We start from the raw sequence: 18053 nt of genomic DNA on the forward strand, positions 1-18053 counted from the left end.
GGGTAACTTTGATGATAGCGCGGAAAATTGCGATTGATGATTTATGTTTGACTGAACCTGCTTTACCTTTGGATACTTTGGATCATAATATTGTTTGTCAAGATGCTTTGTTTAGTGAATGGGTCAAGGCTGATGCTATTATTGGAAATCCACCGTTTTTAGGTGGTAAAAAGCTGAGAATAGAATTAGGAAATGAATATGTAGAAAAGATATATCAGGCTTTCCCAGAGGTAAAGGGACAACCGGATTTTTGTGTATTTTGGTTTAGAAAAGCATCTGATTTATTAGGTAATAAAGGAAGAGGAGGGTTAGTTGGGACAAATTCTATTGCTCAGGTTTCAGGGAGAAAAGCGAGTTTAGATTATATTGTTAGTAATGGTGGAATTATTCATGACGCAATTTCTAATCAGATTTGGTCTGGAGATGCTGCTGTTCATGTTAGTATTGTTAATTGGACAAAGGAAGAACAAAAACAAAACTTTTTAGATAGTGTTGAAGTTCCGTTTATTACTTCTTCTTTAAAAAGTGAGATATCGGTTACAAATGCTGTGAAATTAGAAGCGAATAAAAATTTCTCTTTTGAGTCTTGTGCGCTTGGTGGAAAGGGGTTTATAATCTCTGAAGAAGAAGCTAGGGAATGGATAAAGATTGATTCTAAAAATGCAGATGTTTTAAAACCGATGATTGATGGTAAAACTTTAATTAATCCTTATTTAAAATTAGATTGGGTAGTTGATTTTAATAATTTATCAATAGAGGAAGCAAGTGAATATCAATTACCTTTTCAGCGTGTGAAAGAAAAAGTGAAACCAGAAAGAGACAAAAACCGTAGAGACGCAAGAAGAATTAACTGGTGGAAGTTTGGTGAAAAAAGACCAGCTATGAGACAAGCAATGTCTTCTTTATCTTGTTATTTTGCTATTCCAAAAATTGCTAAGTGGATGATTTTTACACCTGTGAATATTTCTATTGTACCTTGTGAAGCTAATATGGTTATTGCTGCTGATGATTTTTATATCCTTGGGATTCTCACATCTAACGTACATCGTGTTTGGGTAAAAGCGCAAAGTTCGACTTTAGAAGATAGAACTCGTTACACTAATACAACCTGTTTTGAAACCTTCCCATTTCCACAAACAGCAGATATAAAAATAGTCCAACAAATTCGCACTAAAACAGAAGAACTAAATGAACATCGTAGTCAACAAATGGAAACCAAACAATGGGGAATCACTACATTATATAATAAATTTTTCACCGAACCGAGCAGTCAACTTTATAAACTACATCAACAACTGGATAAACTGGTAATGTCAGCTTATCAATTCAACCCAGAAGATGATATTTTAGAAAGACTGCTGCTATTAAATTTAGAGTTAGCGGAAAAAGAAAAACAGGGAATTAAAATTATTGGACCAGAAATACAAAATTAGTAGTAAGTATGTAGGGTGCGTTAAAAGCGTTAAAAGATGATGAAATCAACTATTAAATAAAATCCGCAAGGTAACGCACCAAGTTTACAGTAGAGTTCAACTTTGTGAGGTACAAAAATACTCTACCTTGCCCACTTGCCCAAGTAAAGGGTGTACTTCATAAACCTAAAATAGGCTGTATAAAATATGAGGAAGGGATTTTTAATTAAGGCCTAGACAGTCCAAATACGTACCATTTTTCCCGACTGAGAAAAAAGCCAATACCATCACTATTAGTACAAGTTAAACCGATTTTTTGAGATACACACTTAAAACCACTTGAATTCCAATTACTTCCATAGTTCAAAACAGGTTTATTTTTGTCAGCAATGGTATCAATAATACACAAAATTTCTGGTCTACCCTTCTCAGGTAATAAAAAACCTTGTCCCCACTCAAGTGGACAATATCCGGGGTAGGGTTGAGGAGGTTTGGGTTTTAGTGAACTACTGATTTCACAGCGTAAAATATTTATTTCCCCTGGTACTCCTGGTATTAATTCACAAAAAATATTACCACTAGGGGACTGAAAACCTTTTGGTGCTGCTATACTTACCTGTGGTAATAAAGTCACCATTGTACCTGTCAGAAGCAACACCACTAATTTCTTAATTTGTCTGTACATGATTTATTTACATGATTTATCAAAAATAATAGACATTGTTAAATATCCGGTTATGGTAATCTGACTTGAGAATATATAGATACTATATCACAAGTATTGAACGTCGAGAATTTCAGATACCCGATTTCTTAAAGAAGTCGGGTATCTTGATAAAGATAATAAATGGCAAAATGCCGTTCTTTTTTCTTTGAGTTGATATAGAATTGGGGAAATTGACCATCATACATCCTTTGTGCTTTTCTGTATTTGAGAAAGGTAATTTCCACATTTTCAAGTTAAATAAATTACTAATTGCTACTATTGAATCTCGATTTATATTATATATATTTTATCATGCAGATGCGCTATAAAGATTATGATCTGCTGTTTAAATCCTGACTGTTCAAATCCGCAAAATCCAGATAATTATCAATTTTGTCAAAATTGTCAAACTCCTCTAGTAACACTTTTGAGAAATCGGTTTCGTGTTACCCGGTTACTTTCTAATGAGGGGGGGTTTGGAAGAACTTATATTGCTGAAGATATTGATAAATTAAACGAATTATGTGTCATTAAACAATTAGCTCCAAAATTTCAAGGTACTTGGTCACAAAAAAAAGCAATTCAGTTATTTTCAGAGGAAGCAAAGCGATTACAACAATTAGGAGAACACCCCCAAATTCCCACTTTAATAGCCTATTTTCAACAGAATAATTGTTTATATTTAGTTCAGCAGTTTATTGATGGTCAAAATCTACTAGATGAATTAAATTCCCGAAAAGTTTATAAAGATTGGGATATTCAGTCTATTTTATTAGATTTATTACCGGTTATTAAATTTGTGCATCAACATGGGGTAATTCATCGTGATATTAAACCAGAAAATATTATTCGTCGTCAATCTGATCGAAGATTAACACTAATTGATTTTGGTTCTTCTAAAAAATTGACGGTAAGAGTACAGGGAAAAAATGGTACTTCTATTGGTTCTCATGGTTATTCTCCTATTGAACAAATTAGAGACGGAAAAGCTTATCCTGGTAGTGATTTGTTTGGTTTAGGTGCTACTTGTTTTCATTTACTAACGGGGATTTCTCCTTTTCAATTATGGATGGAATATGGCTATAGTTGGGTAGAGAATTGGCAAAAATATTTACGGTTTCCCCTAAATAGAGAATTAGTAGAAATTATGGATAAGCTACTACAAAAAGAAATACAAAATCGCTATCAATCTGCGGATGAAGTTATGAGAGATTTGATGAAACAACATACTCTTATGCTCCCAGCAGCAAATAGTAAAATTAATAGTAAAATTAATAGTAAAATTAATAAATTACCTGCTAATTATTCTCGGATAAATTACACGAAAAAATTTTTATTGCGAAATTTGATTTTTATGTTTGGGTTAATTATTTTTTTCACTTTGGGAGAGTTTGGTTATCGAGAATTTCGTAAATTAAAACCCGATTTTTCTTTTAATTTGAATCAATCCCAGAAAACTGAAAAATATTTGTCTTTGGTAAATACTTTTTCTGGACATAAAAGTAAGGTTTTATCTGTGGTAATGAGTCCAGATGATAAAATGATTATTAGCGGTGGTGATTGTCAGCAAAATGCTGATAGTAAATGTTATGGTAATCTGAAATTGTGGGATGTGATCACCGGTAAAGAAATTACCAGTCTGGAGGGACATTCCCAAAATGTTAACGCATTAGCTATCTCTGCTAATGGTAAGATATTAGTTAGCGGTAGTGATGATCAAACTATCAAAATTTGGAATTTACAAACAAATCAATTAATTCACACTTTAACTGGTCATACTGATGCAATTCATAGTTTAGCTATTAGTGCTGATGGAAAAACTTTAATTAGTGCTAGTGATGATCAAACTATCAAGGTTTGGGATTTAATCACAGGTAAGTTAATTCGCACTTTAATCGCTCATAAATCTTGGGTACGTTCTGTAGATATTAGTCCCAATGGTGTGACTTTGGCAAGTGGTAGTTTTGATAAAACTATAAAATTATGGAATATTCATCAAGAACAACCAATTCAGACTTTAACTACTAGTTCACAAACAGTTATAGCTGTGGCTTTTAGTCCCGATGGTAAAATTTTAGCCAGTTCTAGCCGCGATCGCACTCTGAAATTATGGAATTTACAAACTTTAACACCAATTTCGACTATCACATTAGAAGGTAATAATATTAACACTATTGCTTTTAGTCCCGATGGTAAAATTTTAGCCAGTGCTGGAAGGAGTACCTTAGGGGAGAAAAGCTATTACACAATTAAAATATGGAATGTAGCGACAGAAGAGGAAATAATAACACTGACAGCACATGGTAATACTATTACTTCTTTAGCTTTTAGTGCTGACAGTAAATTTTTAGTTAGTGGTAGTGAAGATAACTTAATTAAACTTTGGCAGGTTTCTCCGTAAACAATGACAAAAATTTTTCAAATTGATTAGTCTACAATGAGTTGGGGTAGAAAACTCCATCTAATTCAATTCTCTATTTTTTCTTCATGAATTTAGTCTGGGAAAGATTGACTTTATCTTCCTTACCACTTAAAGAATATTTGTCTAGCAGTTACCTATATCGGTTGCTGGTGGGATCCTTGCTTCCTTGGCGACAAAGTAGTATTCTGATCCGGTGGGGAGATATAATTGCAGTGGGCTTACTTAGCCTCATTTATACTCTTGCACCCTTCGTTTCTAGCACTTTAATCGGTTTATTACTACTGGCTTGTGTGGGTTTATGGTTGCTGTTAACTTTATCTGAGGAATTTACAGCCAATGCTGCTTCCTTCACTCCCATTCATCTGCTAGTATTGTTATATTGGGCTATTGCTGCGGTAGCCACAGCTTTATCACCAGTAAAAAAGGCTGCTTTGGGTGATTTACAAACCTTAACCCTTTATTTGTTGTTATTTGCTCTCTGTGCTAGAGTTTTAAGAGTCCCCAGATTTCGCTCATGGTTGATTACCCTTTATTTGCACATATCCCTCATTGTCAGTGTCTATGGAATACGACAATGGTTTTTTGGTGCGAAAGCTTTAGCCACTTGGGTTGACCCAGAATCTCCTTTAGCCAAGACTACCAGAGTTTACAGTTATTTGGGTAATCCTAATTTACTGGCAGGATATCTTTTACCGGCTGTAATTTTCAGCTTTGTCGCCATTTTTGCTTGGCCAGGTTGGATAAAAAAAAGTTTAGCACTAACGATGTTTATTGTCAATAGTGTAACTCTAATTCTTACTTTTAGTCGGGGTGGCTGGATTGCTTTATTGGTGGGATTATTGACGGTGACGGTATTACTGATTTTTGTTTTTGGTGACTCCACGGTTGAGAATTTATGGGGTATAAAAATACCACCCCAGATGATGTTAATATGGCGGAATTGGTCTTTACCAATATTCCTGGGGAGTGTGGTTGGTATATTAGCAATAGGCATGATCTTTGTTGAACCTTTTCGGGAAAGAGTTATCAGTATATTCGCGGGTAGAGAAGACAGCAGTAATAACTTTCGCAAAAATGTCTGGGATTCCGTATTTCAAATGATCCGCGATCGCCCGATTATTGGTATTGGACCGGGTCACAATTCTTTTAATCATGTTTATCCTCTCTATCAAAGGCCTCGTTTTACGGCTTTGAGTGCCTATTCTGTATTTTTAGAAACAATCGTCGAAACTGGTTTTTTAGGTTTTACTTGTTTTCTGTGGTTAATATTGGTCACTTTGAATACAGGATTCTCCCAGCTACGACAATTAAGACAAAGTAAAGATACTCAAGTATTTTGGTTAATTGGGGCGATCGCTGTTATTGTAGGTATACTATCTCATGGACTAGTTGATACAGTATTCTATCGTCCTGAAGTGAATACCCTCTGGTGGTTTACAGTAGCCTTAGTTGCCAGCTTTTGGCAACCTTTAACACCTTCTAAACAGTAAAGATACTTAATTAGTTTTTGATTTTGTTGGATTAAAAAAATACCCAAAATTTGCCTGTGGTGCGGGCATCTTGCCCGCTAAAAAAACACCCCACCTATAATCTGTCGTTCTCCCTCCTTTTACTAAGGGAGAGTTGGGGAGGAGTGTGCTTTAAAACCTCTTCATTGCCCTTTGCATACTCCGTTGGTCATCACGACGTTTAATACTTTCCCGTTTATCGTGTAGCTTTTTACCCCTACCCAGGGCAATAACTACCTTTACCCAACCCCGTTTGAGATACATTTTCAACGGGACTAGAGTTAAACCCTCCTGTTCTACCTTACCAATTAGCTTACGTAGTTCTTGTTTATGGAGTAGTAACTTGCGTGTTCGTCTTGGTTCGTGATTAAAATATGCACCGCTGGAAGCATAAGGAGAAATATGTACATTAATTAACCATGCTTCACCATCACGAATTAAAGCATAACCATCTTGGAGATTGGCCTTACCTCCACGAATTGATTTTACCTCAGTTCCCGTCAATTCAATTCCCGCTTCATAGGTTTCTAGGATTTCATACCGAAACCGCGCTTGACGATTATCACAAATTGTTTTGTAACCTTCACTCTTTTTATCACTCATTGACAATCTTCTTAAGTTTTCATAAATAAGCCTAAAAATTTTTTAGACTAACTTTTTTATTTGGGTTGCATCATGTATATTTCGCGCCAATGCGCAAAGAAGCAAAGCCGCCAAGTTTGAGATTTTGATACCTTCCATGGTATAGCCATATTTTCTTGGTTTCTTAAGGCTATCAGCAACGTCCTTTTGTTCATTGTAGTTCACACAGTGGCGGGTAAATTAAACCTGATTCCTGACTCTCTTCTCAATTACGTAAAGTTTTGTCAAGCATTTCTAAAAATTTAAGATTTTCTTTATAAATTCTTGACTAAGGGGACATTAACAGGTATTTTTGTCATAGTATGGAGGATGAGATGACGATTCTTGCCAGTGTCTATTGATATTTCTCATTGTGGCACATTACTCAGTAAAAAAAATTATAGGGGTGTACTGTCCATGCCCTTGACTATTCTAATTGCAGATGACGACATAGGTACACGTTTATCCATTAGTGACTACCTTGATTTGTCTGGGTATCGTGTTATTACTACTGATAATGGTATAGACGCTTTGTCTATGCTAGAAAAGCATCATCCTGATTTGCTAGTGACAGATATTATGATGCCACGAATGAATGGTTATGAATTGGTGCGTCGTATTCGTCAATTATCAGAGTTTCGCTTATTACCTGTAATTTTATTAACAGCGCGAACTAAAATCCAAGAACGAATTTTAGGGTATCAATCTGGTTGTGATTTATACTTGCCTAAGCCTTTTGAATTGGAAGAATTAGCCGCTGCTATACGTAATTTATTAGAGCGATCGCAAATTATCCAATCGGAATGTCGTTTTATTTACCAAGATAATAACCGTAATTTAACTTATACAAAGGCAGAGAACGGTCATATTTCTGTATCTACTCAAGTTCAGATATCTCAAGTATTGACACCGTTAACCGTGAGGGAAAAGGAGGTTTTAGACCTTTTAACCCATGGTTTTTCTAATGTGGAAATTGGTAATCATTTACATTTAAGTCCGCGTACGGTGGAGAAATATGTGAGTAGTTTATTAAGAAAAACAGAAACCAGTAATCGTGCTGAGTTGGTTAGGTTTGCGATCAAACATGATTTAGTAGAATAGGATTTTTGCTCAAGTCTACATTTTTAGTCTGGTAATATTCAGTGAGGTTAAGTATTTGCTGGGTACGTTAAGTCAATAACGCACCAAAATATAATCTGATTAAAACTTACAAATAGACGATGGTTGCAGGGGACATTGTTTAGAGATAAGTGGATTTTTCGCAAGGTCAACTTCAGTTAATTTAGTCAGATTAGACAAAGGTTTGATATCGTTGATTTGATTTTGTGAAAGGGAAAGTGTAGTTAATTTAGTCAGATTAGACAAAGGTTTGATATCGCTGATTTGATTTACCGGAAGGTCAAGGATAGTCAAATTAGTGAGATTAGACAAGGGTTTGATATTGCTGATTTTATTTTCCGCAAGGTAAAGAGCATTCAAATTAGTGAGATTAGACAAAGGTTTGATATCGCTGATTTTATTTTCCGCAAGGTAAAGAGCATTCAAATTAGTGAGATTAGACAAAGGTTTGATATCGCTGATTTTATTTTCCGAAAGGTAAAGAGCATTCAAATTAGTCAGAGCAGACAAAGGTGCGGTATCGCTGATTTTATTTAACGGAAGCTCAAGTTTAGTAAAATTAATTAGCGTTTGATTAGCTTGACTACAATTTTGGGTTTCAGCAACTTTTAATAATACTTCTACAGTGTGTCTCGTCTCTTGAGGTAAACTGGCTTTTTGTTCACACCATTCTGTAAAAGTCTTGGGTGTTTTTGTGGTTTCAGTAATCACTTTTAAGGTATAAAATCCTAATGTCAAAGTAAAAATGGTGGTCGCTACTACTACTAGACTTAGTTTCATGATTTTAGTGATAAGAAGTTACAGTAATTTTATCATGTTGTCGTTACTAAGATGAATATACTCAGGACTAAACGCAGATGAACGCAAATAAACGCAGATGATTTTGTCACTCTTTAGTGATTTGCTGAAAACTAAAACTTACAAATAGACTCTGGTTTCAGGGGACACTGTTTAGAAATAAGTGGATTTTCTGAAAGGTCAAGTTCGGTCAATTTAGTCAGATTAGATAAAGGTTTGATATCGCTGATTTTATTTACCGAAATTTTAAGTTCAGTTAAATTAGTCAGATTAGACAAGGGTTTAATATCCCTGATTTGATTTGCTGAAAGACCAATATAAGTCAAGTCAGTCAGATTAGATAAAGCTGCGGTATTGCTGATTTGATTTAACGGAAGGTCAAGAGAATTTAAGTTAGTCAGATTAGACAAGGGTTTGATATCCCTGATTTGATTTGCTGAAAGGCCAAGAGAAGTTAATTTAGTCGGGTTAGACAAGGGTTTGATATTGCTGATTTGATTTTTATCAAGGTAAAGAGAAGTCAAGTTAGTCAGGTTAGACAAGGGTTTGATATTGCTAATTTGATTTTTATTCAGATAAAGAGAAGTTAATTTAGTCAGGTTAAACAAGGGTTTGATATTGCTGATTTGATTTTGTGAAAGGTAAAGAGTAGTTAAGTTAGTCAGATTAGACAAGGGTTTGATATCCCTGATTTGATTTGCTGAAAGGCCAAGATAAGTTAATTTAGTGAGGTTAGACAAGGGTTTGATATTGCTGATTTGATTTTGTGAAAGGTCAAGTTCAGTCAATTTAGTCAGGGTTTGATTAGCTTGACTACAATTTTGCGTTTCTGCAACTTTTAATAATACCTCTACAGTGTGTCTCGTCTCTTGAGGTAAATTGGCTTTTTGTTGACACCATTCTGTAAAGGTTTTGGGTGTTTTTGTGGGTGCTGCGGTGACTTTTGGGGTATAAAATCCTAATGTCAAGGTAAAAATGGTGGTCGCTACTAGTCTTAGTTTCATAATTTTAGTGATTTATAACTCTTTAGAGGATGTTTTAAAGGTGGTGTCCTGTGTTACCCCCCTTAGTCCCCCCTTATCAAGGGGGGAAACAAGAAAATCCGGTTTCTTTATCAAGGGGGGAAACAAGAAAATCCGGTTCCCTCCCCTTAATAAGGGGAGGGTTAGGGAGGGGTTAAAAATATTTGATACATTAATCATGTTTTGCAAACATCCTGTTAGTGATTTGCTAAAAACTAAAACGACAATTAGATTCTGGTTGCATAGGACATTGTTTAGAAATAAGCGGGTTATTCTGAACTTTAAGAGTCCGTAAATTTTCCAAAGTAGATAAAGATTGAATATTTTGGATTTGATTTTTCTCTAAATAAACAGCAGTTAATTTAGTCAGCTTTGACAAGGATTGAATATCACTGATTTGATTTCCTCCCAGATAAACAGCAGTTAATTTAGTTAAGTTTGACAAACTTTCAATATCACTAACTTGATTTTCTTTCAAGTCGAGAGAAGTTAAATTAGTCAAGTTTGACAAGGGTTTGATATCGCTGATTTGATTTTTCCACAAGGAGATAAAAGTTAAATTATTCAAGTTTGATAAGGGTTGGATATCCCTAATTTGATTTTTCCACAAGGAGATAAAAGTTAAATTATTCAAGTTTGATAAGGGTTGGATATCCCTAATTTGATTTTCCCACAAATTCAGAGTAGTTAACTTAGTCAAGCTTGATAAGGGTTGGATATCACTAATTTGATTTCCTCCTAAGTCAAGAGAAGTTAAATTAGTCAAGTTCGCTAAAGGTTTGATATCACTAATTTGATTTTCCCATAAATTCAAAGCAGTTAAATTAGTCAAGCTTGATAAGGGTTTGATATCACTAATTTGACTTCTCCATAGGTCAAGAGTAGTCAATTTAATCAGTCTTTGATTGGCTTGAGTACAGTTTTTTGTCCCAGCGATTTTTAATAATACTTCAACTGTGTATCTCGTCTCTTGCGGTAACTTGGCTTTTGGGTCACACCATTGTAAAAAATTATTTGGTGTTTTTACATTGGTCACAGGTTTTTTCTCAGGTGTTTTCTCAGGTGTTTTTATAGGTGTAATAAATATTTTTACAGGTGCTTGTTCAGTTATAACGGGTATTTCTACAGTTGTTACAGGCTTTTTAGCAGGTGTTTTAGTCGTTGTTACAGGTTTTTTAGCAGGTGTTTTAGTAGTTGTTACAGGTTTTTTAGCAGGTGTTTTTACAGTTACAGCCAAGACTTCAGTGTAAAGTCCTAAAGTGAATGTAAAAATAGTAGCCGCGACGAAAGCTAGTTTCATAATTTTTATAAGTTAAGCTGTACAGTAATTATACTATTAACGATCAACTTATTTTTTCCCTTTTCCTTCGCGCTCTTTGCGTCTTCGTGGTTGATATAATCTATATTCTGCTAATAAAAACGAGTATTGGGTTTGATTTTAGTTATTTTTTGGTCTTCGTAATGGTTGGGAATTGATAGGACCCAAAAGTTGATTTAAACCCCGTAATTGTTCAGCAGTACCCATACAAATCAAAGTATCTCCCGACATTAACACCGTGTCTCCAGTCGGTCCACCAATGAGTTTACCATCAAGGCGGCGAATTGCTAAAACTAAAGCCCCGGATTGCGATCGCAATTTAGCTTTTTGTAGAGTTTGACCAATAAAGGGACACCGAGCTATATCTAGTAAAAATTCTTCCATATATAATTCCCGGTCTGCACCTGAGAGAATCCCATCTACAAAGTCGAGAATCTGCGGTCTGAGGGCTGCTGCGGCCATACGTTTACCGCCGGTAATATACGGTGAAATTACGGCATCTGCACCGCCACGCTGTAGTTTTTGTAATGATTCTTCTGTACTAGCACGAGCGATCGCCCGAATACCAGGATTCAGGGTTTTTGCTGATAAGACAGTATATAAATTTTCCGCATCTGAAGGTAAAGCGGCCACAATGCAAACTGCTTTAAGAATACCAGCCTTGAGTAAACTATCATCTAATGTGGCATCACCCTGATAAACAATATAACCAAGTTCCTGGGCTTTTTGTGCAGATTCAATTTCTGAGTCAATGACCACAAAAGAAACACCTTCAGCTTGAAACTCCTTAGCAATCTGTCGCCCGGTGCGGCTAAATCCACAGATGATATAATGACCTGATAATGATTCCATTAAACGCCTTTGTTGTCGCAGTCTAATTCCTTCTAAAAAATAACCTTCAATGACTGCGGCTGTAAACCTATTGACAATATAACCAAGATTGACCACACCCATGAAAATCAAGGCTATGGTAAACAAACGACCGCGACTACCCAAGGGGTGAGTTTCTCCATAACCGACGGTAGCTAAGGTAATCACAGTCATGTAAGCTGCATCTTCCCATGACCAGCCTTCAATCAAACAATACCATAAAGTACCAATTAAAAAAATACAAGCCAAAGCCAGCGCCCCGGCCATTAACTCTTTTTGAATACGTTGATATTTTTGCTCTAGGGTAGAATACACAAATTAAAAATAATGATGGTTTATTTTGATGGTTTATTTTTTAAATTAAATTTAAACCTTAGCTATTGTCACAACCTCTAACTGATCTTGATATTTACCCTGACGAGTTTCATAATTAACAGCACAGGGTTCACCTTCTAAAAATAGCAATTGTACTACACCTTCATTAGCATAAATACGACAGTCAGCGCTGGAAGAATTAGAAAATTCTAAGGTAAGATGACCCCTCCATGCCGCTTCGGCAGGTGTTAAATTAGCTATTATACCACATCTAGCATAAGTAGATTTACCAATACAAATTACTGTAATATTCCCTGGAACTTGGAGCTTTTCTAAGGCTACGCCTAAACCATAGGAATGAGCAGGTAAGATAAAATAGCTACCACTTTCATCCCTATGTAACTGAGTGGACTCTAGATTTTGGGGATTAAAATTTTTAGGATCAATGACAGTACCAGGAATGTGTCGAAAAATCCGAAATTCAGATGCAGAAAGACGGATATCATAGCCATAAGAAGAAAGTCCGTAACTAATTACAGGTTGGGGAATCTGAGATGGATCAGGTTGCAATTTACGAATTAAACTAAACTCAAAAGGCGAAATCATGCCTTTTTGAGCCATTTCGGTAATCCAGATGTCGTTTTTAATCACGGGTTGAGAGAAAATTGAAAGTAATTTATGAGAGTATCTTAATATCTTAATAGTTAAGGTTGATGAGAGCGACGAATTTCTGTAATTCGATCTGCTATCTCTAAAAGAGACTTTGGCATTTGAGAACCTGTCAGGATAATATCAAGATGAGGAGGACGGTGAGCAAGAAAATCTAAAACCTCACTTTCGGGAATTAAACCGAAATTAATCGCTAGACTCAACTCATCTAATACTAGTAAAGAATACTTGCCTTGATTAACTACCTGTTGAGTATATTGCCAAAGTTTTTCTAGGGAAAGCTTTTCCCCTTCGTCCAAATCGGAATTATCAATATAACGAGGCAAATCACAGCGAATCCAATCTAAGTTTTGTCCCATTTTAATGGGTCGTTCATGTCCTTGACGGATACCACCTTTAAGAAACTGAACTATTAATACTGGTGTACCTTGTCCAGCAATTCTCAGCACTTGTGCCATGACACTTGTAAAAAAGCTACGTTGAGAACTGGTGAAAACTTGCACTAATCCTGCTACGGAATATGGTAAGCTCAGAGTTGAATTTGAAGCGGGAATTTCTAATTGGGCAACCATAGGACAAAGTTGAAAACCTGGCTATAAAATGGTGTTACTAAAATGGTGTTACTAAATTGAGGTATAAAAATCAAAAATTTCATTGCTCAAATTTTTACTCTTTACGTCTTTGCGCCTTTGCGTGAAAAAGATTCATGCTTTTATTCACTAAATTCAATTTAATAATTTACAAATCAAAAGACATAATCATCATACAGCAGTATTTAGGATTCCCATAGCAAAATATTCTGACTTGATGCGGTTAATATTATAAGGCAGTAAGCAAAAATTCAAAAGGCAATTGTAATGGATTGGCAACGTCCTGACGGGAGAAAACCCAGCGAACTCCGTCCCCATAGTTTTTATCCTAATTTCACCCGCTTTGCCCCTGGTTCGGTTTTGGCTAAATGTGGTGATACTCAAGTTCTTTGTACCGTGAGTGTAGCTGAAGGAGTACCTAAATTTTTGGCGGGAACTGGTCAAGGTTGGTTGACGGCAGAGTATAGAATGTTGCCATCAGCTACCCAAAAACGCCAGGAACGGGAATTAATGAAATTATCAGGGAGAACCCAGGAAATTCAACGTTTAATTGGCAGAAGTTTAAGGGCTGCTTTAGATTTCGAGATTTTAGGAGAACGGACGCTAATGGTGGATACAGACGTATTACAAGCCGACGCAGGAACGAGGACAATGGCAATTACAGGGGGTTTTGTGGCTTTGGCTCATGCTATATCTCAATTATTGCAGCAAGGGGTGTTAGAGCGATCGCCTTTATGTAGACAAATAGCAGCAGTTTCTGTAGGCTTATTACAAGGTGAACCATATTTGGATCTGAACTATATTGAGGATGTGTCCGCGGAGGTGGATTTTAATGTAGTTATGAATCATAAAATGCAAATTATTGAAGTTCAGGGAACAGCGGAAGCGGGAAGTTTTAGTCGTCAACAATTGAATCAAATTTTAGATTTTTCCGAACAAGGAATTCAGCAATTATTAACTGCTCAAAGAAATGCAATTAGTGATTGGAATACCTTATTCATAGAAAATTAAAATAGAAAATTAAATTGTCATAATTCCCAAGTCCAAAAATTCAATTAGTTTCAATTAGTGGCCGTAAACTTGCAACCAAAAAGAAATTTAGAGCAATCTTGGCTAATTCGGTGTTTGTCAGCATTTCTGTTGTTAGGTCAAATTTTACTACATTTTCTGCGCGGAAAAACCTATTATCGCAAGATATTAGAACATACAGTAACAGCAGGACCGGGTGCAATTTACCCAGTTTTATTAGTCAGTGGTTTTGCGGGGATGATTTTCACTATTCAAACTGCTAGGGAATTAGTGAGATTTGGGGCTGTAAATACTGTTGGCGGTGCATTTGCTTTAGCATTTTGTCGGGAATTAGCACCAATTTTAACTGCTAGTATTATCGCTGGACAAGTTGGTTCAGCTTTTGCGGCGGAATTGGGAGCAATGCGGGTGACAGAACAAATTGACGCTTTATATATACTCAGAACAGACCCTATTGATTATTTAGTTTTACCCAGAGTTATTGCTTGCTGTTTAATGATGCCTATAATGATGATTTTTTCCTTAATTGTAGGTATTATGGGCGGTACTTTTGCGGCCATGCAGTTTTATCAAGTTGTTCCCGAAACATTTTTAGAATCAGTGAGAGAGTTTTTAGTCCCATCAGATATTTTTATTATTTTACTTAAAGGGTTGATTTTTGGGGCTATAGTTGCTGTTAATGGCTGTAGTTGGGGACTGACAACTCAAGGGGGAGCAAAGGAAGTGGGAGAGTCAGCAACTACTGCTGTTGTCACTACTTGGGTGGCAATTTTTATTATGGATTTTATATTAGCGTTACTATTGTTTGAGCAGCCTGTATTTTAAAGGGAACAGGTGACAGGTGACAGGGAACAGGTGACAGGTGACAGGTGACAGGGAACAGGGAACAGGGAACAGGGAACAGGTGACAGGGAACAGGTGACAGGTGACAGGTGACAGGGAACAGGGAACAGGGAACAGGGAACAGGGAACAGGGAACAGGGAACAGGTGACAGGGAACAGGTGACAGGTGACAGGTGACAGGGAACAGGGAACAGGTTACAGGTTTTGGGCAACTTTACTTTTCGTTACTTGTGTCGGGTTTTTCCCGTTCACCTACTTGTACTCTTCGACTTATTCTCCCAATTTTTCAAACAATTCTGCCAACATGACGTTAGAAAATATAAAACCATCGGCATCGCTAAAGCGTAACCTTTCTTTAACAATTCTCACCCAACCTCTATCAAAGTACGGTTGTAAACAGCTTTGAATTTTCTCAACTTGATGATTACCAAATTTTGCGGCTAGGGAATTTAAATTAACTCCTTCCGCTAACCGTAGTCCTAGCATTAAAGTTTCTAATAATATATCATTTGCAGAAGTGACTGGAGAATCGATGACAGCACCGGCTTTTAACCATTGGTAATATTCCTGGGTTTTGCGGGGACGGGTAAAGCGTTTACCTTGAGTATAGCTGGCTGCACCCATGCCAAAACCATAATAGGGACGATTTTCCCAGTAGACTCGATTATGTCTACATTGGTGTCCTGGTTGGGCATAATTGGAAATTTCGTAATGTTCGTAACCGGCCTGTGTTAACATTTTATGCCCTAGATGATACATTTTAACTGTGGTTTCATCTGTGGGTAGGGGATGATCTCCCGGCCGATAATAACGGTTGAAGACTGTTCCCGGTTCAATGGTAAGATCATAGACGGAAATATGGGTTGGTGCTGCTGCTATAGCTTGAGTTAAGGAATCTTGCCATGTTTCTAAACTCTGGTGCGGTAAGCCGGAAATTAAGTCTAAGCTAAATTCGGGAATCTCGACTTTATGGATTAACTCTATAGCTGTAATAATATCTACCAGTGTATGCGATCGCCCTGCGGTTTTCAACAATTCTGCTTGGAAAGCTTGTACACCCAAACTTACGCGATTTACTCCTAAGCTGCAATAACCAGCGATATGTGCTAAATCAAAAGTCCCTGGATCAATTTCCATAGATATCTCTACCCTAGATGTGATCCCAAACCGCTTTTCTAAGGTTGTTAATATACATTGTAATTGTTGTGTTGATAACAGCGAAGGAGTACCACCGCCAAAAAAAATTGTTTCTAAGGGTTGACCATAAATCGGCGCAGTTCTGATTTCTTGACATAAAAATTCAACATATTCGTTAATTGTCCCAGAATTTTCACCCCGCGAGCGATCGCCTACCACGAATACGGGAAAATCACAATAATAACATCGTCGTCGACAAAAGGGAATATGTACATAAGCAGAACGAGGAATCTCCCAACCAGTATTTTGTTGACTCATTCTTTTAAATAAAAATTGTGAGGTGAATGTGATTTGAATATTAAAAATCATGAAAATGAGGAGTTTGTTGCCAAAATTTTGGCCTTTTTGCCTAAAAATAAAAATAATATGCAGTTAAAACTCTTTAGTTATAATGTTGGCATATTTCCTCAGTCTGATCAGATAATATGATCTCATATTTCTGAATTTACCCAACAGGATAGAAGCAAGCATACTTTACTTTATCAAATAAATACCGTTGTAGGAACACAACACCACCATGCTGGATGTCTTTATTATTCTCTCATTTATCTTAGCAGCGTCGGGGATAGGTTATTTCAGCACTGATCTACTCTCCCCAGGTACTCTTAATGGAGTCACGAATGTAGAGGCCTTACGCTTAGTTATAGCCGTCTTTGCTGCCATTATTGGCGGTGCTGTAGGGCTAAGTTTCCAAACTACATACCGTCGTTTAGAATCACAAGTCCGGGAAATGCCTCTGGAAGCGATTTTAACCCGGTCTATTGGCTTAATAATTGGGCTACTATTAGCTAACTTGATGTTAGCACCTCTATTTTTACTACCCATTCCTCCAGATTTTAGCTTTATTAAACCCCTTGTAGCTGTTGTTGGCAGTATTATCCTCTCTGTTACAGGCATGAACTTGGCCGATACCCATGGACGGGGGTTGTTAAGGTTAATTAACCCCAATACTGTGGAAAGTATGGTAGTAGAAGGAACTCTTAAACCTGCTAATACCAAAGTTTTAGATACTAGCTGCATTATAGATGGCCGCATTGAAACACTACTAGAAACCGGATTTTTAGAAGGGTTAATTCTTGTTCCCCAATTTGTTTTACAGGAATTACAGCAAGTAGCTGATGCTACCAAAGACCAAAAACGGGTCAGGGGCAGAAGAGGGCTAGAAATTCTCAACCGCATTCGAGAAACTTACCCGGAACGTATTTTAATTAACCCTGTGGATTATGAGGACACTCCCAACGTTGATGCTAAATTAGTCCGTTTTGCTCAGGAAATTAATGGGACATTACTCACTAATGATTATAACTTATCAAAGGTTGCTAGTGTGCAAAAAGTCCCGGTTTTGAATGTTAATGATTTAGTAAATGCCGTCAGGCCAACTTATTTACCTGGTGATAATCTTGATTTGAAAATTCTCAAAGAAGGTAAAGAACCAAGTCAAGGAATTGGTTATTTAGATGATGGTACAATGGTAGTAGTGGAAGAAGGTAGCCCTTATGTGGGTGGTGAATTACGGGTAGTAGTCACCAGCGCCTTACAAACTTCCGCCGGGAGGATGATTTTTGCCAAACCCCAAGCCTCTGCATTAGCGTAAGGCATAAAGTAGCGATCGCC

General features: G+C 36.6%; 16 protein-coding genes. 7 read left to right on the plus strand and 9 right to left on the minus strand.

The window, feature by feature from the left end; genetic code table 11:
- Window positions 1-1433, plus strand: a 1433-nt coding sequence (locus FFO06_RS00005; protein ID WP_137906202.1) for a type IIL restriction-modification enzyme MmeI, incomplete at its 5' end; no start/stop codon positions are given.
- A gap of 205 nt (window positions 1434-1638) precedes the next feature.
- Here FFO06_RS00005 and FFO06_RS00010 read toward each other — a convergent pair.
- A complete protein-coding gene (locus tag FFO06_RS00010; protein WP_137906203.1) occupies window positions 1639-2097 on the minus strand; it encodes a DUF6636 domain-containing protein in 459 nt (152 codons plus the stop codon).
- A 355-nt stretch (window positions 2098-2452) separates the two neighbouring features.
- On the opposite strand from FFO06_RS00010, the gene FFO06_RS00015 reads away from it, so the two are divergent.
- Entirely contained in the window at window positions 2453-4519 is a 2067-nt protein-coding gene (locus tag FFO06_RS00015; protein ID WP_137906204.1) for a serine/threonine-protein kinase, read from the plus strand.
- Window positions 4520-4605: 86 nt separating this feature from the next.
- Window positions 4606-6030, plus strand: coding sequence for an IctB family putative bicarbonate transporter (locus FFO06_RS00020; RefSeq protein ID WP_137906205.1), 1425 nt, complete (start codon window positions 4606-4608; stop codon window positions 6028-6030).
- A 150-nt stretch (window positions 6031-6180) separates the two neighbouring features.
- Here the strand turns inward: FFO06_RS00020 and smpB are convergent, their stop codons facing one another.
- Window positions 6181-6651 (minus strand): SsrA-binding protein SmpB, encoded by a 471-nt coding sequence (gene smpB / locus FFO06_RS00025; protein ID WP_137906206.1) that lies wholly within the window; start codon window positions 6649-6651, stop codon window positions 6181-6183.
- A 435-nt stretch (window positions 6652-7086) separates the two neighbouring features.
- Between smpB and FFO06_RS00030 the strand changes: the two genes are divergently transcribed.
- Window positions 7087-7770 carry a response regulator transcription factor gene (locus FFO06_RS00030; RefSeq protein WP_137906207.1) on the plus strand — a complete coding sequence of 228 codons (684 nt, stop codon included), beginning with the start codon at window positions 7087-7089 and terminating at the stop codon, window positions 7768-7770.
- A gap of 99 nt (window positions 7771-7869) precedes the next feature.
- Here the strand turns inward: FFO06_RS00030 and FFO06_RS00035 are convergent, their stop codons facing one another.
- From FFO06_RS00035 to FFO06_RS00060, 6 genes are all read right to left on the minus strand, one after another.
- Window positions 7870-8568 (minus strand): leucine-rich repeat domain-containing protein, encoded by a 699-nt coding sequence (locus FFO06_RS00035; protein ID WP_137906208.1) that lies wholly within the window; start codon window positions 8566-8568, stop codon window positions 7870-7872.
- 131 nt (window positions 8569-8699) lie between these two features.
- Complete coding sequence (locus FFO06_RS00040) at window positions 8700-9590, minus strand: leucine-rich repeat domain-containing protein (protein ID WP_137906209.1); 891 nt, start codon at window positions 9588-9590, stop codon at window positions 8700-8702.
- 226 nt (window positions 9591-9816) lie between these two features.
- On the minus strand, window positions 9817-10908 hold the full coding sequence (locus tag FFO06_RS00045) for a leucine-rich repeat domain-containing protein (RefSeq protein WP_137906210.1): 1092 nt from the start codon (window positions 10906-10908) through the stop codon (window positions 9817-9819).
- Between the two features lie 138 nt (window positions 10909-11046).
- Window positions 11047-12111: a potassium channel family protein gene (locus tag FFO06_RS00050; protein ID WP_137906211.1), complete on the minus strand. Its 1065-nt coding sequence runs from the start codon at window positions 12109-12111 to the stop codon at window positions 11047-11049.
- A gap of 51 nt (window positions 12112-12162) precedes the next feature.
- Window positions 12163-12732, minus strand: coding sequence for a dCTP deaminase (gene dcd / locus FFO06_RS00055; RefSeq protein WP_199290888.1), 570 nt, complete (start codon window positions 12730-12732; stop codon window positions 12163-12165).
- A gap of 83 nt (window positions 12733-12815) precedes the next feature.
- Complete coding sequence (locus FFO06_RS00060; RefSeq protein ID WP_137906213.1) at window positions 12816-13352, minus strand: P-loop NTPase family protein; 537 nt, start codon at window positions 13350-13352, stop codon at window positions 12816-12818.
- A gap of 285 nt (window positions 13353-13637) precedes the next feature.
- On the opposite strand from FFO06_RS00060, the gene rph reads away from it, so the two are divergent.
- Together rph and FFO06_RS00070 are read left to right on the plus strand one after the other, a co-directional pair.
- Window positions 13638-14381: a ribonuclease PH gene (gene rph, locus FFO06_RS00065; RefSeq protein WP_137906214.1), complete on the plus strand. Its 744-nt coding sequence runs from the start codon at window positions 13638-13640 to the stop codon at window positions 14379-14381.
- A gap of 69 nt (window positions 14382-14450) precedes the next feature.
- A complete protein-coding gene (locus FFO06_RS00070; protein WP_137906215.1) occupies window positions 14451-15224 on the plus strand; it encodes an MlaE family lipid ABC transporter permease subunit in 774 nt (257 codons plus the stop codon).
- A gap of 288 nt (window positions 15225-15512) precedes the next feature.
- Here FFO06_RS00070 and hemW read toward each other — a convergent pair whose 3' ends face one another.
- The gene (gene hemW / locus FFO06_RS00075) at window positions 15513-16697 is read right to left on the minus strand and encodes a radical SAM family heme chaperone HemW (protein WP_137906216.1); all 1185 of its coding nucleotides are present in this window, start codon (window positions 16695-16697) and stop codon (window positions 15513-15515) included.
- A gap of 259 nt (window positions 16698-16956) precedes the next feature.
- Between hemW and FFO06_RS00080 the strand changes: the two genes are divergently transcribed.
- Complete coding sequence (locus FFO06_RS00080) at window positions 16957-18033, plus strand: PIN/TRAM domain-containing protein (RefSeq protein WP_137906217.1); 1077 nt, start codon at window positions 16957-16959, stop codon at window positions 18031-18033.
- The last annotated feature ends 20 nt before the right edge of the window (window positions 18034-18053 follow it).

It is taken from the genome of Dolichospermum planctonicum (assembly GCF_005402965.1).
GTDB lineage: Bacteria > Cyanobacteriota > Cyanobacteriia > Cyanobacteriales > Nostocaceae > Dolichospermum > Dolichospermum planctonicum.

Bases quoted from the DNA above. Each gene is read 5' to 3' on its own strand.
- FFO06_RS00010 (WP_137906203.1), bottom strand. From the start codon at position 2,097: ATGTACAGACAAATTAAGAAATTAGTGGTGTTGCTTCTGACAGGTACA.
- FFO06_RS00015 (WP_137906204.1), top strand. From the start codon at position 2,453: ATGATCTGCTGTTTAAATCCTGACTGTTCAAATCCGCAAAATCCAGAT.
- FFO06_RS00020 (WP_137906205.1), top strand. From the start codon at position 4,606: ATGAATTTAGTCTGGGAAAGATTGACTTTATCTTCCTTACCACTTAAA.
- smpB (WP_137906206.1), bottom strand. From the start codon at position 6,651: ATGAGTGATAAAAAGAGTGAAGGTTACAAAACAATTTGTGATAATCGT.
- FFO06_RS00030 (WP_137906207.1), top strand. From the start codon at position 7,087: ATGCCCTTGACTATTCTAATTGCAGATGACGACATAGGTACACGTTTA.
- FFO06_RS00035 (WP_137906208.1), bottom strand. From the start codon at position 8,568: ATGAAACTAAGTCTAGTAGTAGTAGCGACCACCATTTTTACTTTGACA.
- FFO06_RS00040 (WP_137906209.1), bottom strand. From the start codon at position 9,590: ATGAAACTAAGACTAGTAGCGACCACCATTTTTACCTTGACATTAGGA.
- FFO06_RS00045 (WP_137906210.1), bottom strand. From the start codon at position 10,908: ATGAAACTAGCTTTCGTCGCGGCTACTATTTTTACATTCACTTTAGGA.
- dcd (WP_199290888.1), bottom strand. From the start codon at position 12,732: ATGGCTCAAAAAGGCATGATTTCGCCTTTTGAGTTTAGTTTAATTCGT.
- FFO06_RS00060 (WP_137906213.1), bottom strand. From the start codon at position 13,352: ATGGTTGCCCAATTAGAAATTCCCGCTTCAAATTCAACTCTGAGCTTA.
- rph (WP_137906214.1), top strand. From the start codon at position 13,638: ATGGATTGGCAACGTCCTGACGGGAGAAAACCCAGCGAACTCCGTCCC.
- hemW (WP_137906216.1), bottom strand. From the start codon at position 16,697: ATGAGTCAACAAAATACTGGTTGGGAGATTCCTCGTTCTGCTTATGTA.
- FFO06_RS00080 (WP_137906217.1), top strand. From the start codon at position 16,957: ATGCTGGATGTCTTTATTATTCTCTCATTTATCTTAGCAGCGTCGGGG.